General features: G+C 68.9%; 26 protein-coding genes. 19 read left to right on the top strand and 7 right to left on the bottom strand.

Annotation, left to right across the window (positions count from 1 at the left end; translation table 11 throughout):
• Window positions 1-54: 54 nt before the first annotated feature.
• Window positions 55-591, top strand: a complete 537-nt coding sequence (locus ABFY20_RS10465; RefSeq protein WP_368496193.1) for a DUF2231 domain-containing protein — start codon at window positions 55-57, stop codon at window positions 589-591.
• Between the two features lie 116 nt (window positions 592-707).
• Here the strand turns inward: ABFY20_RS10465 and ABFY20_RS10460 are convergent, their stop codons facing one another.
• Both ABFY20_RS10460 and ABFY20_RS10455 read right to left on the bottom strand, forming a co-directional pair.
• Window positions 708-2,099, bottom strand: coding sequence for an FAD-dependent oxidoreductase (locus ABFY20_RS10460; RefSeq protein WP_368496192.1), 1,392 nt, complete (start codon window positions 2,097-2,099; stop codon window positions 708-710).
• Window positions 2,100-2,119: 20 nt separating this feature from the next.
• Entirely contained in the window at window positions 2,120-2,530 is a 411-nt protein-coding gene (locus ABFY20_RS10455) for an arsenate reductase ArsC (RefSeq protein WP_368496191.1), read from the bottom strand.
• Window positions 2,531-2,634: 104 nt separating this feature from the next.
• On the opposite strand from ABFY20_RS10455, the gene ABFY20_RS10450 reads away from it, so the two are divergent.
• Entirely contained in the window at window positions 2,635-2,985 is a 351-nt protein-coding gene (locus tag ABFY20_RS10450) for an ArsR/SmtB family transcription factor (protein WP_368496190.1), read from the top strand.
• Between the two features lie 22 nt (window positions 2,986-3,007).
• Here the strand turns inward: ABFY20_RS10450 and ABFY20_RS10445 are convergent, their stop codons facing one another.
• On the bottom strand, window positions 3,008-4,324 hold the full coding sequence (locus ABFY20_RS10445; RefSeq protein ID WP_368496189.1) for an alpha/beta hydrolase: 1,317 nt from the start codon (window positions 4,322-4,324) through the stop codon (window positions 3,008-3,010).
• Window positions 4,325-4,506: 182 nt separating this feature from the next.
• On the opposite strand from ABFY20_RS10445, the gene ABFY20_RS10440 reads away from it, so the two are divergent.
• From ABFY20_RS10440 to ABFY20_RS10430, 3 genes are all read left to right on the top strand, one after another.
• Window positions 4,507-5,706, top strand: a complete 1,200-nt coding sequence (locus ABFY20_RS10440; RefSeq protein ID WP_368496188.1) for a Na+/H+ antiporter NhaA — start codon at window positions 4,507-4,509, stop codon at window positions 5,704-5,706.
• Between the two features lie 103 nt (window positions 5,707-5,809).
• Window positions 5,810-6,349: a universal stress protein gene (locus ABFY20_RS10435; protein ID WP_368496187.1), complete on the top strand. Its 540-nt coding sequence runs from the start codon at window positions 5,810-5,812 to the stop codon at window positions 6,347-6,349.
• Window positions 6,346-7,380, top strand: coding sequence for an NAD(P)-dependent alcohol dehydrogenase (locus tag ABFY20_RS10430; RefSeq protein ID WP_368496186.1), 1,035 nt, complete (start codon window positions 6,346-6,348; stop codon window positions 7,378-7,380). Before ABFY20_RS10435 ends, ABFY20_RS10430 begins: the two co-directional genes overlap by 4 nt.
• Before the next feature lie 2 nt (window positions 7,381-7,382).
• Here the strand turns inward: ABFY20_RS10430 and ABFY20_RS10425 are convergent, their stop codons facing one another.
• Entirely contained in the window at window positions 7,383-7,847 is a 465-nt protein-coding gene (locus tag ABFY20_RS10425) for a DUF1003 domain-containing protein (RefSeq protein ID WP_368496185.1), read from the bottom strand.
• Here ABFY20_RS10425 and ABFY20_RS10420 point away from each other — a divergent pair.
• Window positions 7,846-9,711 (top strand): GAF domain-containing protein, encoded by a 1,866-nt coding sequence (locus ABFY20_RS10420; protein ID WP_368496184.1) that lies wholly within the window; start codon window positions 7,846-7,848, stop codon window positions 9,709-9,711. The two genes, ABFY20_RS10425 and ABFY20_RS10420, sit on opposite strands and share 2 nt — an antisense overlap.
• A complete protein-coding gene (locus ABFY20_RS10415) occupies window positions 9,708-10,343 on the top strand; it encodes a response regulator (RefSeq protein WP_368496183.1) in 636 nt (211 codons plus the stop codon). The genes ABFY20_RS10420 and ABFY20_RS10415 overlap by 4 nt, the downstream gene beginning before the upstream one ends.
• A 27-nt stretch (window positions 10,344-10,370) precedes the next feature.
• On the opposite strand, the gene ABFY20_RS10410 is transcribed toward ABFY20_RS10415, so the two are convergent.
• Window positions 10,371-11,270, bottom strand: a complete 900-nt coding sequence (locus ABFY20_RS10410) for a universal stress protein (protein WP_368496182.1) — start codon at window positions 11,268-11,270, stop codon at window positions 10,371-10,373.
• Window positions 11,271-11,418: 148 nt separating this feature from the next.
• On the opposite strand from ABFY20_RS10410, the gene ABFY20_RS10405 reads away from it, so the two are divergent.
• The 7 genes from ABFY20_RS10405 (at window position 11,419) to ABFY20_RS10375 (ending at window position 15,632) form a co-directional block, all read left to right on the top strand.
• A complete protein-coding gene (locus ABFY20_RS10405) occupies window positions 11,419-12,105 on the top strand; it encodes a BON domain-containing protein (RefSeq protein ID WP_368496181.1) in 687 nt (228 codons plus the stop codon).
• A 43-nt stretch (window positions 12,106-12,148) separates the two neighbouring features.
• Window positions 12,149-12,730 (top strand): flavodoxin domain-containing protein, encoded by a 582-nt coding sequence (locus ABFY20_RS10400; protein WP_368496180.1) that lies wholly within the window; start codon window positions 12,149-12,151, stop codon window positions 12,728-12,730.
• A gap of 144 nt (window positions 12,731-12,874) precedes the next feature.
• On the top strand, window positions 12,875-13,297 hold the full coding sequence (locus tag ABFY20_RS10395; protein ID WP_368496179.1) for a pyridoxamine 5'-phosphate oxidase family protein: 423 nt from the start codon (window positions 12,875-12,877) through the stop codon (window positions 13,295-13,297).
• 19 nt (window positions 13,298-13,316) lie between these two features.
• Window positions 13,317-13,802, top strand: a complete 486-nt coding sequence (locus ABFY20_RS10390) for a BON domain-containing protein (protein WP_368496178.1) — start codon at window positions 13,317-13,319, stop codon at window positions 13,800-13,802.
• A complete protein-coding gene (locus tag ABFY20_RS10385) occupies window positions 13,799-14,257 on the top strand; it encodes a pyridoxamine 5'-phosphate oxidase family protein (protein WP_368496177.1) in 459 nt (152 codons plus the stop codon). Before ABFY20_RS10390 ends, ABFY20_RS10385 begins: the two co-directional genes overlap by 4 nt.
• Window positions 14,254-14,946, top strand: a complete 693-nt coding sequence (locus ABFY20_RS10380) for a BON domain-containing protein (RefSeq protein WP_368496176.1) — start codon at window positions 14,254-14,256, stop codon at window positions 14,944-14,946. Before ABFY20_RS10385 ends, ABFY20_RS10380 begins: the two co-directional genes overlap by 4 nt.
• Entirely contained in the window at window positions 14,943-15,632 is a 690-nt protein-coding gene (locus ABFY20_RS10375; RefSeq protein ID WP_368496175.1) for a BON domain-containing protein, read from the top strand. The genes ABFY20_RS10380 and ABFY20_RS10375 overlap by 4 nt, the downstream gene beginning before the upstream one ends.
• Here ABFY20_RS10375 and ABFY20_RS10370 read toward each other — a convergent pair.
• Complete coding sequence (locus ABFY20_RS10370) at window positions 15,577-17,460, bottom strand: heavy metal translocating P-type ATPase (RefSeq protein WP_368496174.1); 1,884 nt, start codon at window positions 17,458-17,460, stop codon at window positions 15,577-15,579. The genes ABFY20_RS10375 and ABFY20_RS10370 overlap by 56 nt on opposite strands.
• Before the next feature lie 196 nt (window positions 17,461-17,656).
• Between ABFY20_RS10370 and ABFY20_RS10365 the strand changes: the two genes are divergently transcribed.
• The 4 genes from ABFY20_RS10365 (at window position 17,657) to ABFY20_RS10350 (ending at window position 20,723) form a co-directional block, all read left to right on the top strand.
• Window positions 17,657-18,124: a DUF2269 family protein gene (locus ABFY20_RS10365; protein ID WP_368496173.1), complete on the top strand. Its 468-nt coding sequence runs from the start codon at window positions 17,657-17,659 to the stop codon at window positions 18,122-18,124.
• A 137-nt stretch (window positions 18,125-18,261) separates the two neighbouring features.
• Complete coding sequence (locus ABFY20_RS10360; protein WP_368496172.1) at window positions 18,262-18,735, top strand: hypothetical protein; 474 nt, start codon at window positions 18,262-18,264, stop codon at window positions 18,733-18,735.
• Between the two features lie 68 nt (window positions 18,736-18,803).
• Window positions 18,804-19,718, top strand: coding sequence for a CPBP family intramembrane glutamic endopeptidase (locus ABFY20_RS10355; protein WP_368496171.1), 915 nt, complete (start codon window positions 18,804-18,806; stop codon window positions 19,716-19,718).
• A gap of 87 nt (window positions 19,719-19,805) precedes the next feature.
• Complete coding sequence (locus tag ABFY20_RS10350) at window positions 19,806-20,723, top strand: MarR family transcriptional regulator (RefSeq protein WP_368496170.1); 918 nt, start codon at window positions 19,806-19,808, stop codon at window positions 20,721-20,723.
• Here the strand turns inward: ABFY20_RS10350 and ABFY20_RS10345 are convergent.
• Window positions 20,647-22,167, bottom strand: a complete 1,521-nt coding sequence (locus ABFY20_RS10345; RefSeq protein WP_368496169.1) for a SulP family inorganic anion transporter — start codon at window positions 22,165-22,167, stop codon at window positions 20,647-20,649. The genes ABFY20_RS10350 and ABFY20_RS10345 overlap by 77 nt on opposite strands.
• 187 nt (window positions 22,168-22,354) lie before the next feature.
• Here ABFY20_RS10345 and ABFY20_RS10340 point away from each other — a divergent pair, with 187 nt between their 5' ends.
• On the top strand, window positions 22,355-22,732 hold the full coding sequence (locus tag ABFY20_RS10340; RefSeq protein ID WP_368496168.1) for a MerR family transcriptional regulator: 378 nt from the start codon (window positions 22,355-22,357) through the stop codon (window positions 22,730-22,732).
• The last annotated feature ends 349 nt before the right edge of the window (window positions 22,733-23,081 follow it).

The following is a 23,081-nucleotide window of genomic DNA, read 5'->3' as shown; positions in this document are numbered from 1 at the left end:
GGCGCCTGCGCGGCGTCTAAGAATCTTGGAAGAATCGGCCCTGACGATGAGCCCATGTTCGACACCTTCTTCGGTCTGCCCCTCCACCCCTTCATCGTGCACGCGACCGAGGTGATCGTGCCCGCCGCCGCAGTGCTCGTGCTGCTCACGGCGTTCTGGCCGAAAGCCCGGCGCTGGGCGGGCTATCTCCCGGTGGCGCTCGCCCTCGTTGCCCTCGTGCTCGTGCCCGTCTCGACCGAGTCGGGCGAGAAGCTCGAGCACCGGGTGGGGGAGAGTGACCTGATCGAGCAGCACGCCGAGCTCGCCGACGGCCTGCTGCCGTGGGTGGTGGGGCTCGTCGTCGTCGCGGGCCTGCTGCTCGCCGTGACCTTGTATGAAAAGCGGTCGGCGCGCGCGCAGGCGGTGGCGGGCGAGGCTTCTGCGCCCGCCGTGCGTCGAGTGCCGCGCTGGGTCGCGGTCGTGCTCATCGTGCTGGCGCTGGTCGCAGCGGGCGGCACCGTCGTGCAGGCGGTGCTCATCGGCCACAGCGGTGCCACCGCGGTCTGGCAGGAGGACATGGGCGGTGCGGTGTCGCCGGGCGACGACCGCTGATCCTGCGCAGCGACCCGTCTACCGCGGGCTCCGATGCCCGCTGAGGACGGTGGCGCGCCACCGTCCGGCGAAGGGGGCCCAGCCCGACTCCAGCGGAGAACGGATGCGCGTGACGCTCATCGACAGCAGGATGCGGCGGTGGTCGGTACGGGGGAGGACGTGGTGCAGCATCCGGCGTCTGAACGGGTGCTGTCGGTCGTGGCGTCGTCGGCCGGAGCGGTCGAGCACACCCCGGTCGCGGGGAGCGAGAGGTGCACGACACGGGCGGCGTCGTGATGGCCGGCGAGCTCGTCGGCGATCGAGCGCACCTGCTCGTAGCCCGTGGCGAGGAGGAACGTGGGGGCACGGCCGTACGACTTCATGCCGGCGATGAAGAAGTCCGGTTCAGGGTGGGTGAGCTCGGCGACGCCGTGCGGCGGCACGGTTCCGCAGGAGTGCAGGTTGGGATCGATCAACGACGCGAGCGCGCGCGGTGCCTCGACGATGTCGTCGAGACCCAGCCTGATCTCGCGGAGCAGGTCGAGGTCGGGCCGGAAGCCCGTGGCGTTCACGATCACGTCGGCCTCGATGGCGAAGGGGGCTCCCGCGCGGCGCCCGGTCGCACGAATGAACCCGGTCGACGGTTCGCCGGTGCGCTCGACGTGCTCCTCGACTGCGTCGATCTCGAACCGGTCGACGAGCGCGACCGCACCGCTCGAGACGAGACCGTCGAGTCGCCGGCCGATCGACGCCCGGTCGGGGAGCCGGTCGTCGGCGGCGGTGAACACGCGGGCGGCGGTGGGGTTGCGGACCGCCCACGTGACCCGGGTTCCGGGTTCGGCCCGAGCGAGCTCGCCGAGTGCGAGCAGTGCGTTCGCCGCGGAGTGGCCGGCGCCCACCACGAGAACCCGCCGGCCGGCGAAGCGCGGGCGATCGGAGCCGAGCACGTCGGGCAGGCCCGTGACGATCCGCTTCGTCGTGATGGAGGGTTCGAGGCCGGATGCGGTCAGCGGGTTGGGGGAGTGGAACGTGCCCGAGGTGTCGATCACGGCGCGCGCGAGGACGTCGGTCGGGGTTCCGTCGCCGTCGACGCGGAGCAGGAACGGGGTGTCGCCACGACCGGTGGAACGCGTGCGGTCCATCCCCTGCCGGCTCACCGCGGTGACCCTGCACCCCAGCCGGATGAGCGGCTCGAGGGTCGAGGTGCGAGCGAGCGGGCCGAGGTACGAGTCGAGGAACTCGCTGCCGGTGGGGGAGCGGTCACCGGCGGGCGCCGTCCACCCGGTGGCGGCGAGGAGGCGTACGGCGGCTGGATCGAGGAGGTAGGTCCAGGGTGAGAACAGTCGAACGTGCCCCCAGGCGGCGACCGCGCTGCCGGCACGCTCGCCCGCCTCGAAGACCACGACGTCGAGGCCGCGCTCGAGCAGGTGCGCCGCGGCGGCCAGGCCGACCGGCCCGGCGCCGATCACCGCGACGGGCAGACCGTCGAGGCGAGAGCTCGTGGCGCGGGGTGGGACGGTCAGTGTCATCGTCATCGTGTCCGCCGGTCTCAAGCGGTGGCGGGGAGGAGTTCCGACAGGAGCTGCTCGACCCGCGCCCTGATGTCGTCGCGGATCGGCCGCACCTCCTCGATCGGGCGGCCCGCGGGGTCGGTGAGCTCCCAGTCCTCGTAGCGCTTTCCCGGGAAGATCGGGCAGGCGTCTCCGCAGCCCATCGTGATGACCACGTCGGAGTCGCGCACGGCCTCGGTGGTGAGCACCTTCGGCTGATTGGAGGTGATGTCGATGCCTTCCTCGGCCATCGCCTCGACCGCGACCGGGTTGACCCGGTCTTTCGGCTCGCTGCCGGCGGAGAGCACGACGACGCGATCTCCGGCGAGGGCCTGGAGGTAACCGGCCGCCATCTGCGAGCGGCCCGCATTGTGCACGCAGACGAACAGGACTGTGGGCGCGGGGGTCATGGCGCATCCTTCCGGGGCGGTGGAGTCGAGTATCGAAGGGTGTCGATGGATGCAGTCTGTCGGCAAACATCGACGTCTGTCAATGTTTGTGCGAAGCTGGGCACATGTCCGCTCTCGATCTCCTGCCGGTGACCGACGTCACCCCGTGCTGTGAGCCCGCGCCGCGGGAGGCCATGCCGGCTCATCAGGCCGAAGAGATGGCGCGCACGGTGAAAGCCCTCGCCGACCCGGCGCGGTTGCGCCTGCTGTCGATGGTCGCCGCTCACGACGACGGTGAAGCCTGCGTGTGCGATCTCACCGAGCCGCTCGGGCTCTCCCAGCCGACGGTGTCCCACCACCTCAAGATCCTCGTCGACGCCGGCTTCCTCACCCGCTCGAAGCGGGCCACATGGGCGTACTACCGAATCGTCCCGGGTTCCCTCGACAAGGTGGCAGCCCTCCTGACGGGCATCTGACCCCGGCCCGGCCGCCGCTCCCTCACCCCGCGGTCGCGGGCGTCGAGGCGGGGCCGATCGACGTGCCGGGCACGCGCACGGGGCGGCTCGACGCGCGGGCGGCGTTCTCGAGCGACTCGGTGCCGGTGTCGAGGTAGCCGAACGAGCGCATGTGCTCTCGGTAGAGGTTCTCGCGTTCGACGGGGTCGTCGTACGTCGTCCAGGCCTTGCTGGTCGGGTCGTCGTTGTAGGAGGAGTGGAGAACGGGTTCGTGCCCGGTCACGCCGACGAGCCCTCGAGACGGGTCGCCGTCGGTGCCGATGATCATCGCACCGAACGACGGGGTGCGTGGATCGATGCGCGCGACCCGCCCGAGGAAGGCCTTGTCGTCGGCGGCAGCCTCCCCGGCGTAGACGTGGGCGGCGCTCAGCGAGCGCACGGAGCCGACGCGGTACTCCACGCCCGCCGAGCCGAGCATGACGAACGAGAACACGTCGAGCTCGGACGCGGCCAGAGCGTTCGCCGCCGTCGTCGTGCCGTAGGAATGTGCGATCACGCTGACGGTGTCGAGCCCCGTTCCTTTCCGCGCCGCCCGCAGAGCGAGGATGTCGGAGCTCAACCGCGGCGCACCTCGCGCAGCGTACGACCCTTCGGTCGCGTCGAGGCCGGGCGGGGGCACCTCGTAACCGATCCAGGCGACGACGGCGCGGTCGGGCGAAGCGCCGGCTCGGCCCTGGGCCCGGTGGATGTTCTCCGCCGCCACCGTCCAGAGCTGCATGTCGGTGCTGTAGGTGCCCATGCCGGGCACCGCGAAGGTGACCTGCTGCGCCGTGTCGAGGTCGCCCACGGCGACGGAGGCGAGTGGCGGCACGTCGTCGGTGAGCTGCACGAGATGGCGCTCGGGGTCGTGAGTGCCCTTGGTGGCGCCGTGGATCGCGCTGAGTGCGGCGTAAAGCAGGGCCGCCCGGGTGTCGTCCGGATGTGCGGCGGTGGCCTTGCCCGCAGCGTCGAGCCGGTCGGCGAGGCGAGCGCGGTTCGCCTCGTCGCGAGAGGCGTAGTCGACGCCGTGCAGATTCCCGACGATCGCCGGGTTCGACGCGATCAGCGCCGCGCGCGCCGTGTCGCCGAGGTCGCCCCACCACTCGGCGACCTCATCGGGGTGCTCGTCGAGCAGCGCGAAAATCACACCCTCATGGGTGACGAGGAACTCGTCGATCTCGTCGTCGGGAAGGCTCAGGAGGGTCGCCAGATCGGCGTCGACCGGCTGGGCGTCGATCCCTGGCCCGACCAGCACGGCCATGCAACCCACGACCAGCCCCACGATCACGGCGACCGCCCGCCGCCCGCGCCACCGCCGCATCCCACCCTCCTTCGCCCTATTCAATCAGCGCCGCGGCGCGACACCGACCGCTCCTCGTCCGGCAACCCCCACTCCGAGCCGGTAGGATGGTGTCAGGTGTGCCGGGAAGTCTGGTCGGCGTGCGATCGCAGGGTCGTTCTCGTCGAAACCACGAGCCACAGAAGTGGCAGTCAGGACACCGCATGGCCTTCATCCGCTCCGAGCGCATCGCAGCCTTCCTCCTCCTCATCGCGGCAGCACTGGGTCTCCTCGCCGCGAACACGGCCCTCGGGCCGGGGCTGATGGAGCTGCAAGACGCTCATCTTGCCATCCCGGGCACACCGCTCGACCTGTCGGTGGGTCACTGGATCAGCGACGGCCTCCTCGCCGTGTTCTTCTTCGTGGTCGCCGTGGAGTTGAAGAACGAATTCGCCGTCGGACAGCTGAACTCCGTGTCGAAGGCGATCCGGCCCGCGATCGCGGCGATCGGCGGAGTGCTCGTCCCCGCGCTGATCTACCTCGGCATCACCGCGGGCTCCGGCTACGAGGGCGGCTGGCCGATCCCGACCGCCACCGACATCGCGTTCGCCCTCGGGGTGCTCGCCGTCTTCGGCAAGGGCATCCCGTCCCGTCTGCGCATCTTCATCCTCGCGCTCGCGATCCTCGACGACATCGTCGCGATCCTCATCATCGCGGTGTTCTTCACCGCCGACCCGAACCTGCTCCTCATCGTGGCGGGCGCCGTCGGCGTCGTCGTGTTCGGCCTCCTCAGCCGGCTGCTGGCCACCCGGTTCCGACTGGTCGTGGCGATCGCCATGGTGGCGGTCGCGCTGGTGACATGGTCACTGGTGTACCTCTCGGGCGTGCACGCCACGATCGCGGGGGTCGCTCTGGGGCTCGTGATGGTGAGAAAGCCCGCCATGCACCTGCGTCATCACCTCGAACCGGTCACCAACGGAGTGATCCTCCCGCTCTTCGCGTTCTCGGCGGCGCTCGTCGCCATTCCGCAGGTCGCCCCGAGCCAGCTCGCCGCCCCGTTCTGGGGCATCCTGATCGCTCTTCCCGTGGGCAAGATCGTCGGCATCGCGCTCGGCGGCTGGCTGTCGAGCTTCGTCGGGCCGCGCGAGAAGCGCCCGCACCTCACGCTCCACGGTCTGCTCGCGGCAGGAGCGCTCGGCGGGGTCGGCTTCACGGTGTCGCTGCTCATGAACGAGCTGGCGTTCGCGCGCCTGCCGGAGGTCGCCGACGAGGGAACCCTCGCCGTGCTTCTCGGCTCGAGCATCTCGATCGTCGTCGCCGCGGTCGTGGTGTCGACGCTCGCCGGCACGTACCGGCGACTCCGCAGGCTCCGTCTGGCCGCCGAGCTGAAGCTCGCCTCCGCCGCGCCGCCGGCCGGCCCCTGACGCACGCCCGCGCGGATGCCGTCGACCGCGGAAAGCGGTCGCAGCTGTCGGCGGATGGACTTTGGTCCACACCGTAGGGGCCGGCCGCGGGGAGCCTGGTGACATGAGCGAATCACCTGTCTCCATCCCTGACCCTCACGCTGCCCGGCCGGGCTTGGGGGAGTTCTCCCGTGTCGTGGTCGGCGTCGATGGTTCCGAATCATCCATCTCCGCGTTGCGCAAGGCTGCGAGCATCGCCGAGGCCTTCGATGCGCAGCTCGATGTGGTGTGCGTGTGGACCTATCCCATCTCGCGGTACACGATGGTGCCTCCGGAGTGGTATCCCGACCGGGATGCGGCACGCACCGTGCACGATGTCGCCGACGCCGTGTTCGGCGAGACCAAGCCCGAACGCGTGCACCTGTCCATCGCCGAGGGATCGGCCGCACGAGTGCTCATCGACGAAAGCGACACCGCTGATCTGATCGTGACCGGAAGCCGGGGCCACGGAGGCTTCGCCGGACTGCTGCTCGGCTCGGTGAGCGCGGAGATCGCTGCACACGCCCATTGCCCCGTGTTGATCGTCCATCCCCACGCCGAACCCCACGCCGAGGCAGCGCGCGATCGGGTCGCTGCGAAGCAGAGCGAGGGTGCGAGCCGATGAAGGCGCTGCAGTATCGCGCGATCGGCGCACCACCCGAGGTGGTCGAGGTCGACACCCCCGAGCCCGGGCCGGGCGAGGTCCGCCTGAGGGTCACGGCGGCCGGGCTCTGCCACTCCGATTGGTTCCTGATGGGTCTCCCGGCCGATCAGTACGTCTACGGACTCCCGTTGACCCTCGGGCACGAGGCCGCCGGCGTCGTCGACAAGCTCGGTCCCGGAGCGACCGGCGTGGCCCTCGGCGATTCGGTCGCGGTCTACGGACCGTGGGGCTGCGGTCGGTGTCGCGCCTGCGCCCAGGGGCGCGAGGACTACTGTCCGAACGCCGCCGGGCTCGGCATCGCACCGCCCGGCCTGGGCGCGCCGGGCGCGATGGCCGAGTACATGATCGTCGACGACCCCCGTCACCTGGTTCGCCTCGACGGCCTCGACCCGGTCGACTGCGTCTCGCTGACCGATGCGGGCCTGACGCCCTACCATGCGATCCGGTCGAGCAGCGACAAGCTGTGGCCCGGTTCGACGGCCGTCGTGATCGGCGTCGGTGGTCTCGGGCACGTCGCCGTGCAGATCCTCCGGGCGACCACCGCCGCCACGATCGTCGCCGTCGACCTCGACGACGACAAGCTCGCTCTGGCGACGGAGGTGGGCGCACATCACACGGTGCGGTCGGATTCGCACGCCGCTCTTCGCATCCGCGAGCTGACCGACGGTATCGGGGCGGAGGTGGTGTTCGATTTCGTCGGGGCGGAGGCGACTCTGCAGATCGCGAAAGAGGTCGTGGCTCTCGACGGCGACGTGCAGATCGTCGGCATCGGCGGCGCCACGCTGCCGACGGGTTTCTTCTCGACCCCGTTCGGAGCGTCGGTGCGGGCACCGTACTGGGGAAGCCGATCCGAGCTCCTCGAGGTTCTCGATCTCGCTCGTTCGGGAGCCGTGCGGGTTCACGTGGAGCGGTTCGGTCTGGCGGACGCCCCGGAAGCCTACCGCCGGCTCCACGACGGAGACATCCGAGGCCGCGCGGTCGTGGTGCCGTGAGGTCATCGACCGGGAGGCGCGGGATCGGGGAAGGGCGGCAGCGCAGGGCGCGGAAGGGTGTTCGACGAACCCGCGGCGCCGCGGCTGGATCCCAGTTCGGCCAGCAGGGCGAGCTGCGCGCGGTTGATGGCCATCAACTCCTCGATCTCCTGCTTGGCGGCGAGGTTGGTCTCGAAGTCGTGCTGGGCCAGCGCGGCCGCGATGCTGTCCTGCCGCTTCGCCGCTATCAGCAGGATGGCGCCCTGCAGGCCGGCCAACATGCTGAGGAACAGGTTCAGGAGGATGAACGGATACGGATCCCACGCGCTGTCGAGGGAGTTGAGCACGAACCAGATCAGCATGAGGGCGACGAACCCGGCGACGAACGGCCAGCTGCCCATCCCGTTCCTCAGCCGGTCGGCCGCCCGCTCTCCCGGGGTCAGGTTCTCGTGGGCTGTCGTGTGCCAGTTGGTCAGCGGTCGTTTCATGCGGTCAACCCTCTCCTTCCGGATCCCCGGCGCCTGGGGCTTTGGTCCCTCGGTGGCTGACGACGGAATCGTCGCCCCGGCGGTGGTGGACGCGGCTTCGAGATGGTACTTTCGCGCTGAGACCGCTGGAGGCGCCGTGACGGATTCGATCTCGTTCCCCGACCTGCCGCGCTCGGAGCTCGACCGCTCCATCGAGGAGCTGATCGCTCGCGCGAACGAGGTGAAGCGGTCCCAGGACCGTCTGAGAGCCCTGCTCAGAGCCTCGCAGGCGGTGGGGGAGGACATCGATCTGGGTGTCGTGCTGCGCCGCATCGTCGAAGCCGCCGTCGAACTCGTCGACGCCGAATACGGCGCCCTGGGTGTCATCGCCCCGGACGGGCACGGACTGGAGGCGTTCATCCACGTCGGCATGGACGACGACGCGGTCCGCCGGATCGGGCACCTGCCGGAGGGGCACGGTCTGCTCGGCGCCGTGATCGCCAACCAAGAGCCGATCAGGCTCGAGCACATCCGGACCGACCCGCGTTCCTCCGGATTCCCGGCCGGCCACCCCATGATGGACGGTTTCCTCGGGGTGCCGATTCGCGTGCGGGGCGCGGTGTACGGCAACCTCTACCTCACCAATCCGCGGCGCGGACAGTTCTCCGACGAGGACGAACAGCTTCTCCGCGCCCTCGCCGCCACCGCCGCATCCGCCATCGACCATGCCCGCATCCTCGTTGAAGCGCGAACCAGGGAACGGTGGATGACCTCCTCGGCCGAGATCGCGGTCGCGCTCGCCGACACCGACATCGAACGGGCCTATGCGACTGTCGCCGATGAACTGATCACGCGCTCCGACTCACAGCTGCTGACCATCCTCGTGCCCGGGCGGGAGCCCGGCTCGCTCCATGTCGCTGCCGCCCGAGGTCGCGACGCCCTCGCATTGGACGGCACCGACCTCCGTGCGGCGGCAACGCTCGCCACCGACGTGCTCGACTCGGGAAGATCGATCATCGCCCCGCCCGTGCACGTCGGCGCCGCCCGCAAAGTCGACCCGTTCGCCATCACGGAGAACGAGGCGACGGGCTCGACCCTCTACGTCGCGCTGACCGACGGTACGACCGTGTGGGGGGTGCTGGTCGCCGCTCGGGCACCCGGTCGGCCGAGCTTCACGCCGACCGATCTCGAGGTCGGTGTCGACCTGGGGGAGCGGATCAGCGTTGCCCTCGCCCTGGCCAGAGCCCGTGCCGACCAGCAGCGCATGGTCGTGCTCGAGGACCGCGGACGGATCGCACGAGACCTGCACGATCATGTCATCCAGGATCTCTTCGGCACCGGTCTCGAGCTTCAGAGCCTCGCCCCGATCCTGGCGACAGCAGACCGCGCGCGGCTCGACGAAGCCGTGACCCGGATCGACAGGGCGATCGCACAGATCCGGAAGATCGTCTTCGCCCTCACCCCTCCCTCCGACAACACCTCGGCCTCTGCACGGCACCGAGTGCTCGACATCGCCGCCGACGCCTCCAAAGCCCTCCCCAAGCCCGTCAACGTGAGTTTCACAGGCCCCGTCGATCTGTTCGTGACGGGAGAACTCGCCGACGACGTGACCGCCGTGGTGCGCGAGCTGCTGAGCAACGTCGTCAGGCATTCCGGCGCGTCCGACGTCGACGTGACGCTGACGGTCGACGACACCGACATCCTGATCGAGGTGAGCGACGACGGCATCGGGATGCCGAGTGAGGTCCGGCGGAGCGGGCTGACGAACCTGAAGGCACGGGTGACGGCTTTGCAAGGCACGATGGAGGTCTCCACCTCGGCGAGCGGAACCCGCGTGGTGTGGCGGATCCCCATCCCCGACGAAGACCGAGGTGAGAACGGATGATCAAAGTGGCGCTGGTCGATGATCACGAGATCGTCAGGAGAGGAGTCGCCGATCTGCTCGAAGCGACCCCCGGTGTCGAGGTCGTCGCCGAAGCCGGAACCGTGGCCCAGGGACTGGCGCGCATCATCGCGACGAAGCCCGATGTCGCTCTCCTGGACATGCGGCTCCCCGACGGGAACGGGATCGACCTCTGCCGCGAGCTGAGGTCGACTCTCGAGGGCATCCGCTGCGTCATCCTGACCGCGTACGACGACGATGACGCCGTCGTCGCGGCGGTCGTCGCCGGTGCATCCGGCTACCTGCTGAAAGACGTGCGGGGTCCCAGTCTGGTCGACGCGGTCACGGCCGTCGCGGCCGGTCGCTCGCTGCTCCACCCTGGGGCGACTCGCAGGGTGTCGGAGCGGGTGCGGTCGGACTCGCGCGACGACCCGAGGTTCGGCGCGCTCAACATCCGCGAGCGTCAGATCCTGGGGCTGATCACCGATGGCCTGACCAACCGGCAGATCGGGGAGCGGCTGGGGCTGAAAGAGAAGACGGTGAAGAACTACGCCTCGAACATGCTGCGCAAACTGGGTCTCGAACGCCGCACCCAGGCCGCCGTGCTCGGCTCCGAGCACCGGCACGAGCTCTGACGGTTCACCGGGCCCGCACGAGCGGCATCATGACGTCGTCGCAGTGTGCGCGCCGGCGTGCACCTGCGCCGGGGTCGTGCGGGCGGTGGGCACGACGATGGCGGGCGCATCCAGGTTGAGGAGCAGGTCGCGGCTGACCGAGCCGAGGAACAACCGCTTGAATGCGGACCGCCCGCGGGTTCCGACCACCACGAGAGCCGGAAGAGGGTCGGCGTCGAGCAGGCACTGAGCAGGGTTTCCGTGGACGGTGTGCCCGACGACGTCGAGTGAAGGGTGCTCGCCTCGGAGAACGCCGACGACATCGTCGACCAGGTGCTGGTGCGGCTCGGCGAGAGAGGCCATGAACTCGTCATCGAGCGGGAAGGTGTCGAGCCACACGGAGGGGGCCATCCAGGCGTGAACGACGTGCAGGACCTGGCCGGTCGTGAGCGCCTCGACTGCTGCGATGTCGGCTACGCGCATGCACTCGTCCGTGTCGTCGACGCCCACCACGATCCCACGGCGTTCCCCGGTCACGTCAGCCGGTATCACGGCGACCGGTCCGGCCGCGTGCGCGGCGACGCGCACCGCGGCCGGCCAGCCGATCGACGACCGGACCGATCCGTGCGTGTTCTCCCCAGCCACGAGGAGGACGTCGGGGGCGGTCAGCGCCGTCAACGACGGCACGACGTCTCCGGTGATCACCTCGGTGCGGACATCGAGCCCGGGCACGGCATCCCTGACGCGAGCGGCTGCCGTGCCGAGAAGGGCGTGGGCGCGGTCGATGCGGTCGGGGCTGAGGACCTTGCCGGGCACGAGGGTGGTCTCCTCGACCACGTGGACCAGGAGTGTCGGTTCCTTCGCCCAATGGGCGCGGCGGATGGCCCAGTCGAGAGCGGCATCCCCGGCGGGGCCCTCGTCGACGGCGACGATCGTGCGGGTGGTCATGAGCGGTTTCCTTTCGTGTAGCTGGGGAGGAGTCGTGGTGCGGTGTTCCCTTCCGATCCGTTCTCCGCCTCGAGTGTCACGTCAGGACTCCGGTCGCGAACGGACCAAGGTCCCACGGAGGCACTGGTCGGCGTCTCAGGATCAAGGCATGACCACTTCATCTGTCCTCAGCCCCACCGACCGCGGCCTCCAACAGTCCGTCATCGACGAACTCGACTGGACGCCCGGAGTCCACCCCGCGACCATCGGCGTCGCCGTCATCGGCGGTGTCGTCACCCTCGCGGGCGAGGTCGCTTCGCTCCCCGAGAAGATCGCGGCGGAGAAGGCCGCGCTCCGCATGGAAGGCGTGCGCACGGTGGCGAACGACCTCACCGTGCGCGGAACCGTCGAAGCGACAGCCGGCGACGAGGAGATCGCCCGCCACGTCAACGAGGTCCTGGCATGGACGACCACCCTGCCCACCGGCGCGGTCACCGCGACCGTCCACGACGGCGCCGTCGTCCTCACCGGCACCGTCGACTGGGACTATCAGCGCCGTGCCGCCCGCAGGGCCGTGCAGAACGTGCAGTTCGTCCGCCTCGTCGACAACCGCATCGAGCTCGCCCGACGGGTCTCGGCGCGAGATGCCGGTGAGCGCATCCGCAATGCGCTCCGCAGAGACGCGCTCATCGACGCCCACAACATCACCGTCGCCGTCAGTGACACCACCGTCCGCCTCACCGGCACCGTGCGCTCCTACGAGGAGCGGCGCGAAGCGGAGCGCGCAGCCTGGAACTCGCCCCACGTCCAGCACGTCGACAACCAGATCGTCGTCGACTCCCGAGGACTCCGATGAGCACGGTCGAGCACACCACGCGGTTCGGAGACGAGGCCGCTGCGTGAACGAGAACGTCGCCCGTGCCCGGGTCGTGGTGCTCTACGAGTCCATGTTCGGCGCCACCCGGCGGATCGCCGAGGTCATCGCCGAACAGCTCCGCCCCTTCGCCGACGTCGTCGTGGTCGACGCCGTCGCGGCCGACCTCGCAGATGTGACGCGAGCCGACCTGCTCGTCGCGGGAGCACCTACGCACGTCTTCGGCCTCAGCTCCGAGACCACACGGCACGAGGCCCGGAACATCGCAGAACGGAGCAAGGGGGATCTCGTCCTCGAACACACAGACCCCACCCGGGGGCTCCGGGAACTCCTGCGCGCCCTGCCGTGGGCACCGAGACAGGCCCACGTCGCCGCGTTCTCGACCCGCAGCATGAAGACGCCTCGCCTGTTCACCGGCTCGGCCGCTCGGCGCATCGATCGCGACCTTCGCGCCTCCGGGTACCAGCCGCTCGTTCCTCCGCGCGACTTCCTCGTCGACGCCACGCACCGGTTGATCGACGGACAGCCCGCCGACGCAGCCGAGTGGGGAGTGCACCTCGCGAGCCGGCTCAACCTGCATCGTCAAGGTCAACTGGGACGACGATGACGCATCGTCCTGAGGCGCCGGCCCCCCGCCTGTCGCGATCACCGCTCCGCCTCTCCGTGGGACCAAAGACCACAGTGCGGGATCCGCGCTCTCGTTGACTTGCTGCACAGAGAAAGACTTGCTGCACAGAGAAAGGAGGCCGACATGGACGACACGATCGACGCGATGCACATCCTCGACGACCATGAGTGCTGGGAGCGACTGCGCGAGAACTCGTTCGGGCGCCTCGTCGTGAATGCGGCGGGTGAGATCGACGTCTTCCCAGTGAACTATGTCGGCGCCGACGACGCGCTCTACCTGCGCACCGCTCCGGGCACGAAGCTGCTCGAACTGACCATCCACCCCGAGGTCGTGTTCGAGATCGACTGCGTCGACGACGGCAGCGCCTACAGCGTCGTGGTTAAGGGCACCGCCGAGGAACTGCAGAAGCAGAGCGAGATCGACGAGGCCGAGGCCCTGCCGCTCGTACCGCTGCTTCCCACCCTGAAATACCGGTGGGTGCGCATCCGGCCCACCACCCTGAGCGGCCGCGCCTTCCGGCGTGCACCCGAACCCGACCGCTACTGACTGGCCCAGGAGACCCCCCATGACTCTCACCGAACGGATCGCGCTCCCCAGCGACGGCGGTCAGACGGCCTCAGGTGCCGAGATCCGCCGAGGAGCCGAAGGCATCCTGTCCTGGCTCCTCCGAAGCCCAGCCGACGACATCCGCATCTCCGTCGAACCCGACGGCAGAGTCGTGCTGGAGGGCACGCTGCAGCACGATCACCAGCGTCGCATCATCGAACGACGCATGCTCAGCCTCGCCCAGGTCGTCTCCGTCGACAACCGCATCCTCGTACCCACCGCCGCGTGCCCGGAGGATCTCCGCGAGCAGCTCCTCGCGGCACTGCGATCCGACGAGGTCATCGACCCGTCGCGGATCTACGTGACGACCTACGGCACGACGGTGCACCTGGACGGAACCGTCCCCTCACCCGAGCAGCGAGCACTCGCCGGCCGGGTGATCCTGCGGCATCCCGCCGTTCACGACCTCCGCAACAACCTTCGAATCCTGAGGAGCTACCTATGAGCTGGACGACGCGCCCCCACGAGATCGATGCCGCCGACGTGGTCGAGACTCTCGGTCACGAGGAGTGCTGGCGCCTGCTCGCCGCCACCAGCTTCGGCCGACTCGCCGTCGCCGACGAGGACGGCGCCGACATCTTCCCCATCAACCACCTCGTGAACGACCAGCTGATCTACTTCAGGAGCGCCCCCGGGACGAAGATCGTCAGTCTCACCGAGAGGCCGGGGGTCGCCTTCGAGACCGACGGCACCGAGAACCGACAGCGCTGGAGCGTCGTGCTCCGCGGCACCGCCCGGCGCCTCGACGTCGATGCCGAGATCGAGGCCTCCGGCGTCGGGGCGTTGCACACCTTCACCCGCTCGACGAAGTGGAACTACTTCGTCATCAGCCCCCGCACGCTCACCGGCGTGCGCTTCACCACCGAACCCGATCACCGCACCAGGAAGGACAACTCATGACCATCACCGAGGCGGCCGGGCTCACCGACGCGCAGATCAAGAAGCTCGTCGATGACGAGCTCCGCTGGACCCCTGGGGTGGACGCGCCGGCCATCGGGGTGGCCGTCACGAACGGCGTCGTCACCCTCACCGGCGAGGTGCCGTACTACTGGCATCGGCACACCGCCGCCAAGGCAGTGCTGCGGATGCGCGGTGTGCAGGCTGTCGCCAACGAGATCACGGTGCGTGGTTCGCACGACACCCCCACCGACACCGAGATCGCCACCGCGATCGCCCAGGCGCTGCACTGGTCGGCGCGCATCCCGACCGGGGAGATCGACGCCGAGGTGCACGACGGGGGAGTCGTGCTCACCGGCGAGGTCAGCTGGGACATCACCAGGCAGGGCGCCGAACGCGAGGTCGCCGCGGTCAAGGGCGTGCGCTGGGTGGACAACCGCATCACCCTCGCGCCGCGAGCTTCAGCAGCCGGCACCCACAAGCGCATCACCGACGCTCTCGAACGCAATGCATTGACAGACGCCGAGGCCATCCATGTCGACGTCGACGGCACCACGGTCATCCTGACCGGAGAGGTACGCAGCTACGACGCCAAGCACCAGGCCGAGCTCGCCGCCTGGCGATCACCTCACGTCACCAGGGTGCGCAACGACCTCATCATCGACACCCACGCCGCAGAGGTGCGACCATGACCTACGTGCAGGGGAAGGTGCCCACCGACACCGCCATCCAGCAGATGGTCGAAGACGAACTCGCCTCGATACCGGGCCTCGGGTCGACACAGATCGGCGTGGGCGTGGGCGGCAGAGTCGCCACCCTCAGCGGCGACGTCTCCACCCTCGAACAGCTCAGCGCGGCCACGGCAGCCGCGCTCGGGGTGACCGGAGTGCAGGGCGTGGCGAACGACATCCGGATCCGGGCGCTCCACCACGCGCCGACCGACACGCTGCTGGCCGAGGCGATCGTGCAGCGTCTGGCCTGGAACGCGTCCGTGCCCGATGGCGCGATCAGCGTGGTGGTGCACGAGGGCAACGTGATCCTCACCGGAGAGGTGCACTGGGACTTCCAGCGCCGGGTCGCCGAGAGCAGCATCCGGCACATGCGGGGGGTGCGCTGGATCGACAATCGCATCACGCTCACGCCGCGCGAGCCGTCCCGGCGCATCCGTGAGCACGTCCGCGCCGCCCTCGGTCGCACCGCCCTCACCCACGGCTGCCCCATCGACGTCATCGTCGCAGACGGGGCCGTCACCCTCACGGGATTCGTGCCGTCGAACCGGGCCAAGCGGCAGGCGGAGCACATCGCCTGGAACGAACCCCATGTCACCGAGGTCGAGAACCGTCTCGAGATCGGTCGCCGCGCCCACGGAGCGCCCTGAGCGCGTTCACGATGCAGACGAGGTCCACCGCCTCCTGGATCCCGGCGCCGACAGCGGCCGGGATCAGACCGAACGACGCGACGATCATCAGGAGGACGCTGAGTGCGATGCCGAGCCAGAGGCTCTGCAGTGCGATACGCACGCTGTCCTGACCGATCGCGACCGCATCCACCGTCTTCGACAGGTCATCGACGAGGATGACGACATCGGCGGAGTCGCTGGCCGCGGTCGCCCCCCGAGCACCCATGGCGATGCCGACGTCGGCTGCGGCCAGCACGGGGGCGTCGTTGACGCCGTCACCCACCATCATCACCGGCCGATCGTCCATGCCGGCCACGGCGCTGACTTTGTCGGCGGGCAGGCAGCTCGCCCGCACATCCGAGATGCCGGCCAGCTCGGCGATCGACGACGCCGTCGCGTGGGCGTCGCCGGTGAGCATGACGACCCTGCGGGCGCCACGACGCTGGAGCTCGGAGATCGCCGCCCGGGCGTTCGATCGCAACGGATCACGCGCGATGATCACCCCGGCGAAACGATCGTTCACCGACACGTAGATCGCCAGCTCGCCTGCCTCCAGGGTGGGAGCGGCTGCCATCGGCGCCCGCTCGTGGATGAACGCCAGCTTTCCGACCCGCACCTCGTCACCGTCGATCACGGCCATCACGCCCGCGGTGGCGACCTCCTCCGCGCGCTCGGCGGGCAGGAGCCCCAGCCCTCTTGCGCGGGCGAGAGCGATGATCGAAGCGGCAAGCACATGGCTCGAGTACTCCTCGGCCGACGCGGCCAGGCGGAGGATGCGATCCTCGCTGAAACCCGGTTCCCATCGAACCCTGGTGACCGTCGGCCGCCCTTCGGTGAGGGTCCCCGTCTTGTCGAAGACGACGGTTCGGATGCGGGCGAGTCGCTCGAGCACGGCGCCGCCCTTCACCACGACCCCGGCTTTCGCACTCCGGCTCATCCCGGCCATGAACGCGATCGGCGCCGCGATGATCAGAGGACACGGGGTGGCCAGCACGAGCACTTCGGCGAAACGCACCGCATCACCCGACAGCACCCAAGCGGTGACCCCGATGAGCAGCGCAACGCCCGTGAAGGGGAGTGCGAAGCGATCCGCGAGCCTCACCACGGGGGCCGGATGCGCGGCAGCCTCGGTCACGAGCGTGACAATGCTCTGATACTGGCTGTGCGCCGCGTCCCGGCTCGCGACCATCCGCACCGCTGCCGACCCGTTGACCGACCCGCTCAGCACCTGGTCGCCACCACGGCGCTCCACCGGGAGGCTCTCGCCGGTCAGCGACGACTCGTCGAAGTCGCTCGGCCCCGTCCCCTCGACGAGGGCGCCGTCGACCGGGACGATCTCCGAGGGGCGCACCAGCAGCACGTCACCCTCCACGACATCGTCGATCGAGATGTCGACGATGGTCTGGGTGGCGGCGGCCGACGACATCCGGTGCGCGATACGAGGTGCCCGATTCAGCAGGGCTGTCAGTTCGCGCTCGGCACGCGACTGCGCGAAATCCTCGAGCGCCTCACCACCGGTGAGCATCAGCACGATGATCAGTGCCGCCAGGAACTCACCGACGAGCACCGTGGAGACGATCGCGATCACCGCGAGCACATCGACACCGATCACTCCCCGCCGGAGCCGGCGGATCATCCGCGCCAGTTCGACGCCGGCGATTCCCAGAGCGTAGAGGGCGACCAGCCCTCGGGCGATCGGGAGAACTCCGGCGAGGACAAGGACGCCAGCGGTCGCCCCGACCACGACGGTCGCGGCCACCAGCGGGTAGCGCAGTCGCTTCACCGGGGAGCTGACGACGCCACCCATTCCCATCACCGTGTGCCTCCATCTCGAGCGAGCAGGTGCTTCACCTTCCCGCGAGCTGCCGGGGGAGTGGCTTTGGTCCCTTCCCGCGTGTGCTCGCAGGGAGGAGAACTCCCTGCAACGACCCTGTCGACGGCGGAGGATCGGCCGATGGTCCTTGGTCCCATCGAAGGCCGATCGGTGTCGGTACGTTCGGGCCATGGAAACCGTCATCTCGATCCTGCACGTGACCGGCGCCGTCTTCATCGTCGGCCCCATGGCCGTCCTCCCCATGTCGGCCCTGCGAGCCGCCCGGAAAGGACACGCTCAGCAGGTCGCCACGCTCGCCCGCTCGACGGCCGTCTTCAGCTATCTGTCGCTGATCGTCTTCCTGCTCGGCTTCGCCCTCGTCGGCCTCGCCGACCCGGAGTACGACCTGTCGATCACGACGCCCTGGGTGCTTGCCTCGATCGTGCTCTACCTGATCGCGGTGGCTGTCAGCGTCTTCGTGGTGGTGCCCGCGATGAAACGGGCGGCGAGAGACGCCGATGCGGGTGCCGCGGCCGTCAGCGACGGGGGAACATCGGGTGCGGTGGCCGTTGCCGGCCGTGCCGCCCTGACCGCCGGCTCGGGAGCGGTTGCCGTGCTCCTCGTCGTCGTCGTGATCCTGATGGTGTGGAAGCCGTAGACCCCGCGCCCGCTCCACCTCGCACGACGTCCGTTCGCGGGAGCGCTAGATAGTTCAGATCTGTCGCGGAAACCGGTAACGTGTTCACACGCGACCTCGGGCATCACGCCTGGGCGCGCCGACGAACGGAGGCGACGATGTCGAGGGAAGAGCATGCGCGGGAGGGCGCACAGGCTGTCGTCCACGACGATGAGATCGTCGATGTCGCCGTGGTGATGCCGCGCGGGTCGACCTTCGCGAGCGTTCTCGGTGCTGCTGCGGGAGCCGGGTTGAGCGGCAGCAATCAGATGGCCTGGGGCGTGGCCGGCGGCATGCTGGCGCAGCGAGTCGGGAGCGCCGCGAAGAACAGCTACCCGTCCATCGTGCTCGCGATCTCCAAGCGCAGGTTGTACGTCTTGGGCCGCTCGTCGACCGGTCTGGTGGGCGGGTGGAAGACCATGCACCTGGTCGCCCACATCGACAGGGCGAACCTCGACGTGCACCGTCACCGCAGTGGCACGGTACGGGTGATCGAGCTGACAGATACGACAACCGGCACGACGCTCGAGTTCGAGGCCCTGAACATCGGCGGTCTGGGACTCGACGAGTTGCTCGCCGGTCTTGGCGAGTAGCCGACGATGCCGCTCCGATACCTGGTTCTTCCGATGTTCTGCTTTACGACGATGAAGGGCTCCTCACGATGACCGAGATCCATCACCACACCGCCGGCTACCCGACCACGGGTTGGCGCGGCTTCTGGAACCGCGGCGGATGGTGGAAGGCCGTGATCGTCGCCGCGGCCTACGTCGCCCTGTACAACCTCGCCGGCCTCGCACTCGTGCCGTTGGTGGGTGGCTTCGTCACGAAGGACAACTTCCTGTCCGATCCGCTGGCCGCGTTCCTGGCCATCGGGCTGCAGCCTCTCATCGGCTCCGTGCTGCTCGTGATCTTCGCCCTCAGCCTCGGATGGCTCCCGCGACCCTTGTTCGGCCGTCAACCCGTTCCGCGGCGCTGGTGGTTCTGGATCGGTCCGATTCTGGTGCTGGTCCCGATCGTGTTCCATTTCCTCGGTATCGATTACGGCAGGTATGGGCTACCTGTCGTGGCCGCCGTGCTGTTCGCCGGCGTCTTCGTCGGGTTCTCCGAAGACTTCCTCAGCCGTGGCCTGGTGGTCGTGCTGCTGCGCAGGCACGGGTATCGGGAGTGGGCCGTCGCCGTGCTGTCCTCGTTGGTCTTCGCGGCGTTGCACCTGTCGAACCTCATCGCCGGACAGGGTCTGGACACGGTGGGCCCGCTCGTGATCTACACGTTCGCGTTCGGCATGTGCATGTACGCGACCTTGCGTGCCGGCGGCAACCTGATCTGGCCGATCCTCCTGCACATCCTCACCGACCCCACCACGATCCTCGCCTCGGGAGGGATCGACAACGGGACGAACGCTGCGCTCAACACCCCCAACATCATCGCAAGCGGTGCCACCGTCGCCTACGTCGTGTGGGCGATCGTGTTGCTCATCGTCACCCGGGGCGACGCGCAGGGGCGTGCCGAGGCAGAGGAGGCGCCGCGGGAGTTCCCGCGTCGGCATCGCGCGGCCAAGGCCGCCGAGACGGCGTGATCGCGGTGTGGTCACCAGCTCGATGTGGTAGCTCTGTGTAGCGAGTGCCCGTAGATCCGGTCGGGTGGCGATCGAGGTGGTGAGCGCATGGACGAGGCGGCGCTCGGCGTGTCCATGGAGCTGCTCGGCCGGTTCAACGACGAGATGACGCGGGTGGTCGATGCTGTCTTCGGCACGCGGTGGGCCGAGATCGAAGAGATTCTCGCGTTCGTCGGTCTCTCCGCCGAGCGGTCCCTCTCGACGCGCCGGCTCGCCGAGATGAGTGGTCTGGGCAGACGTGCGGTGTCCCGCCTGATCGCACGACTCGAATCCGAGGGTCTCGCCACGACACGACGATCGGATGCGGATCGGCGCGTCATCGAGGTCGTGCTGACCGGGCTGGGTGACGACCGGGCCGCTCTCCTGCGCACCTCGACCACGGACTTCCTCCTCGCGAGCGGAGACATCGCGCGGAGAATCCGTGACGGGCTGGCGGGTGCCGGCCGACCGCACCTCGCCGGGGCGCCCGCAGATCCGCTGGATCTCCTGCGGCGGGTGTGCGAAGCCGGCGCCGCCCTCGTGCGTCACATGCCCGAAGCGGCGACCCAGGGTCAGTTGGCGGCTCGTCAGCGCGCGGCGCTGGTGCAGATCCTGAGCCAGGGCGACGTGCGCCCGCACGAGCTGGCGCGATCGTTGGACGTGTCACCGGCTGGCGCCGTCTACATCGTCGACCAGCTCTGCGCGAAAGGCTTCGTCGTGCGCCGCTTCGGAGCGGTGTCGGATGATCGTCGCGCGGTGGTGCTCGAGGCCACGGCCGAGGGCGCTCAGGCCGTGCTCGCCGTGATGGCCGGCATCGAGCAGCATCGCGAGCAGCTCGTTGAGCTGTTCGACGAGGTGGCGTCCTGGCGACCGGACGACCGCGGCACCGGGGGAGCGGTTCGTGGCGGTTCTAGTGGCTCGCGCCGAGCTTGCCCGCCAGGCGGCCACGGAACCTCGCGCTCGCCTCGTTCAGTCCCTCGACCGTGACGGTCTTGCCGTGCTGTTCGTACCGGGTGCTGATCGCGTCGAGTGCGGCGACGGTGGAGGCGTCCCAGATGTGGCTTGCCGACATGTCGATCACGATCCGGGCGGGGTCGTCGGCGTAGTCGAACTGGGTGGTGAGGTCGTTCGAGGAGGCGAAGAACAACTCCCCGTCGACCGTGTAGTGAGCGGTGGCGACGCGTTCGTCGGTGCGGATCTCGCGGGTGACGGTGGTGAAATGCGCGACGCGGCGGGCGAAGATCACCATGGCGACGATCACGCCGACGATGACGCCGATCGCGAGGTTGTGCGTGGCGACGACGACCGCGACGGTGGCGACCATGACGGTCGTCTCCCCGACGGGCATCGCTTTCAAGGTCGATGGCGTGATCGAGTGCCAGTCGAAGGTCGCGACCGACACCATGATCATCACGGCGACCAAGGCGGCCATCGGGATGAGCGACACGACCTCGCCGAGCACGACGACCAGGATCAGCAGGAACACCCCGGCCAGGAATGTCGATATCCGGGTGCGGGCCCCGGATGCTTTCACGTTGATCATGGTCTGTCCGATCATCGCGCATCCGCCCATCCCGCCGAAGAAGCCGGAGAGGACATTCGCGGCGCCCTGGCCGAGGGCTTCCCGGGTTTTCCGGGAGCGCGTGTCGGTGATGTCGTCGACCAGCTTCGCGGTCATCAGCGACTCGAGCAATCCGACGACGGCCATCGCTGCCGCGTAGGGGGCGACGATGGTGAACGTCTCCCAGGTCAACGGCACGGCCGGGATGAACAGGGACGGCAGGCTCCGGGGGAGCTCGCCCTGGTCGCCGACGGTCGGGACGGCGAACCCGAACACGACAGTCGCAGCGGTCAGCAGCACGATCGCGACGAGCGGCGCGGGGACCACCCTGGTGATCTTCGGCATGACCGCCATGATCAGGATGCCGACCGCGACAAGAGGGTAGACGAGCCAGCTCACCCCGAGCAACTGGGGGAGTTGCGCGATGAAGATCAGGATGGCCAGGGAGTTCACGAACCCCACCATCACGCTGCGCGGGATGAACCGCATGAGTTTCGCGACCCCGAGCGCACCGAAGAGGATCTGGAAGACACCGGCGAGGATGACGGTGGCGATGAAGTAGTCCATCCCGTAGTCCCGGGCGACGGGGGCGATGACGAGGGCGATGGCACCGGTCGCGGCGGTGATCATGGCAGGACGGCCGCCGAGGAAGGCTATCGATACCGCCATCACGAACGAGGAGAACAGGCCGACAGCCGGGTCGACCCCGGCGATGATGGAGAAGGAGATCGCCTCCGGGATGAGCGCCATCGCGACGACCAGGCCGGCGAGGACCTCGCGCGTCAGCACCCGGGGGGTGCGGAGTGCAGCGAGCACGGAATGCTCGGAAGGGTTGCGGTGCGGGGGATACGACTGTCGGGCGCTGGGCATGGCTGCTCCTCAGAACGGGGTCATCCGCGGATGACCGGTGGGTGTGTCTGGGTCGGGCGCCCCGTTGCGCGCGCCATCAGGCTCGTGGTCGAGACTGGTGGGGGAGAGGTCGTGGGCCGCGGGTGTGTTTCCGGCAGCGGACGTAACTCTACCCTAACGTAAGAGTCGAGTTGAGAAGAATGGATCCATGGAATCCGAGACGAACGAACCGGTGATGCATATCGGCGAGCTCGCCGAGCGCACCGAGCTGTCGCTGCGCACCATCCGTCACTACGACGAGATCGGCCTGCTGAAGCCGTCGGGACGGACGGAGGGCGGGTTCCGCCTCTACACCGAGCGCGACTTCACCCGGTTGATGCTGATCCGGCGCATGAAACCGCTCGGCTTTCCGCTTGACGACATGCGCGAGCTGCTCCGTGTCATCGACACGCTCGAGCGCGCAGACGATCCTGCGCTGCGGATCCAGCTCGGACAGTTCGTCGACCGTGCGATGGAGCAGCGCGAGAAGCTCAAACGCCAGCTCGACATGGCCGACGAGTTCATCGACCTGCTGCGCTCTCAGTGAGCTCCCGCACCGGAGACGGGGGCGAGGTCCGCCTCCGCGCAATCCAGCTCTCTTGACATAATGTGCATTATCAGCTTCTTGCATATGAGACTGTATGCGCAACGGGGCGCTTCGTCAACGGCGCCGCGGCGGCACGCTGGTCCGGCGACACCTCCGGACGCATCGGGTCCGGCACCAGCAACAAGACACGGTGCACCGCTACGCCTCTCTATCCACGTTTCATTCTCGACCATCACCCCCGAGCTCCAGGCGTTGACGCGAACGCGTCAAGGAACTGAGTTGCCGTTACTGTGTGTCCTCCGCCCTGAACTCTTGCAGTCGCAACACAGCCCGGATTGTCTCGCCCAGG

The organism is Herbiconiux sp. A18JL235 (genome assembly GCF_040939305.1).
Lineage (GTDB): Bacteria > Actinomycetota > Actinomycetes > Actinomycetales > Microbacteriaceae > Herbiconiux.
Note: the sequence above shows the minus strand (reverse complement) of the source record. Positions and strands in the feature narration are given on the sequence as shown.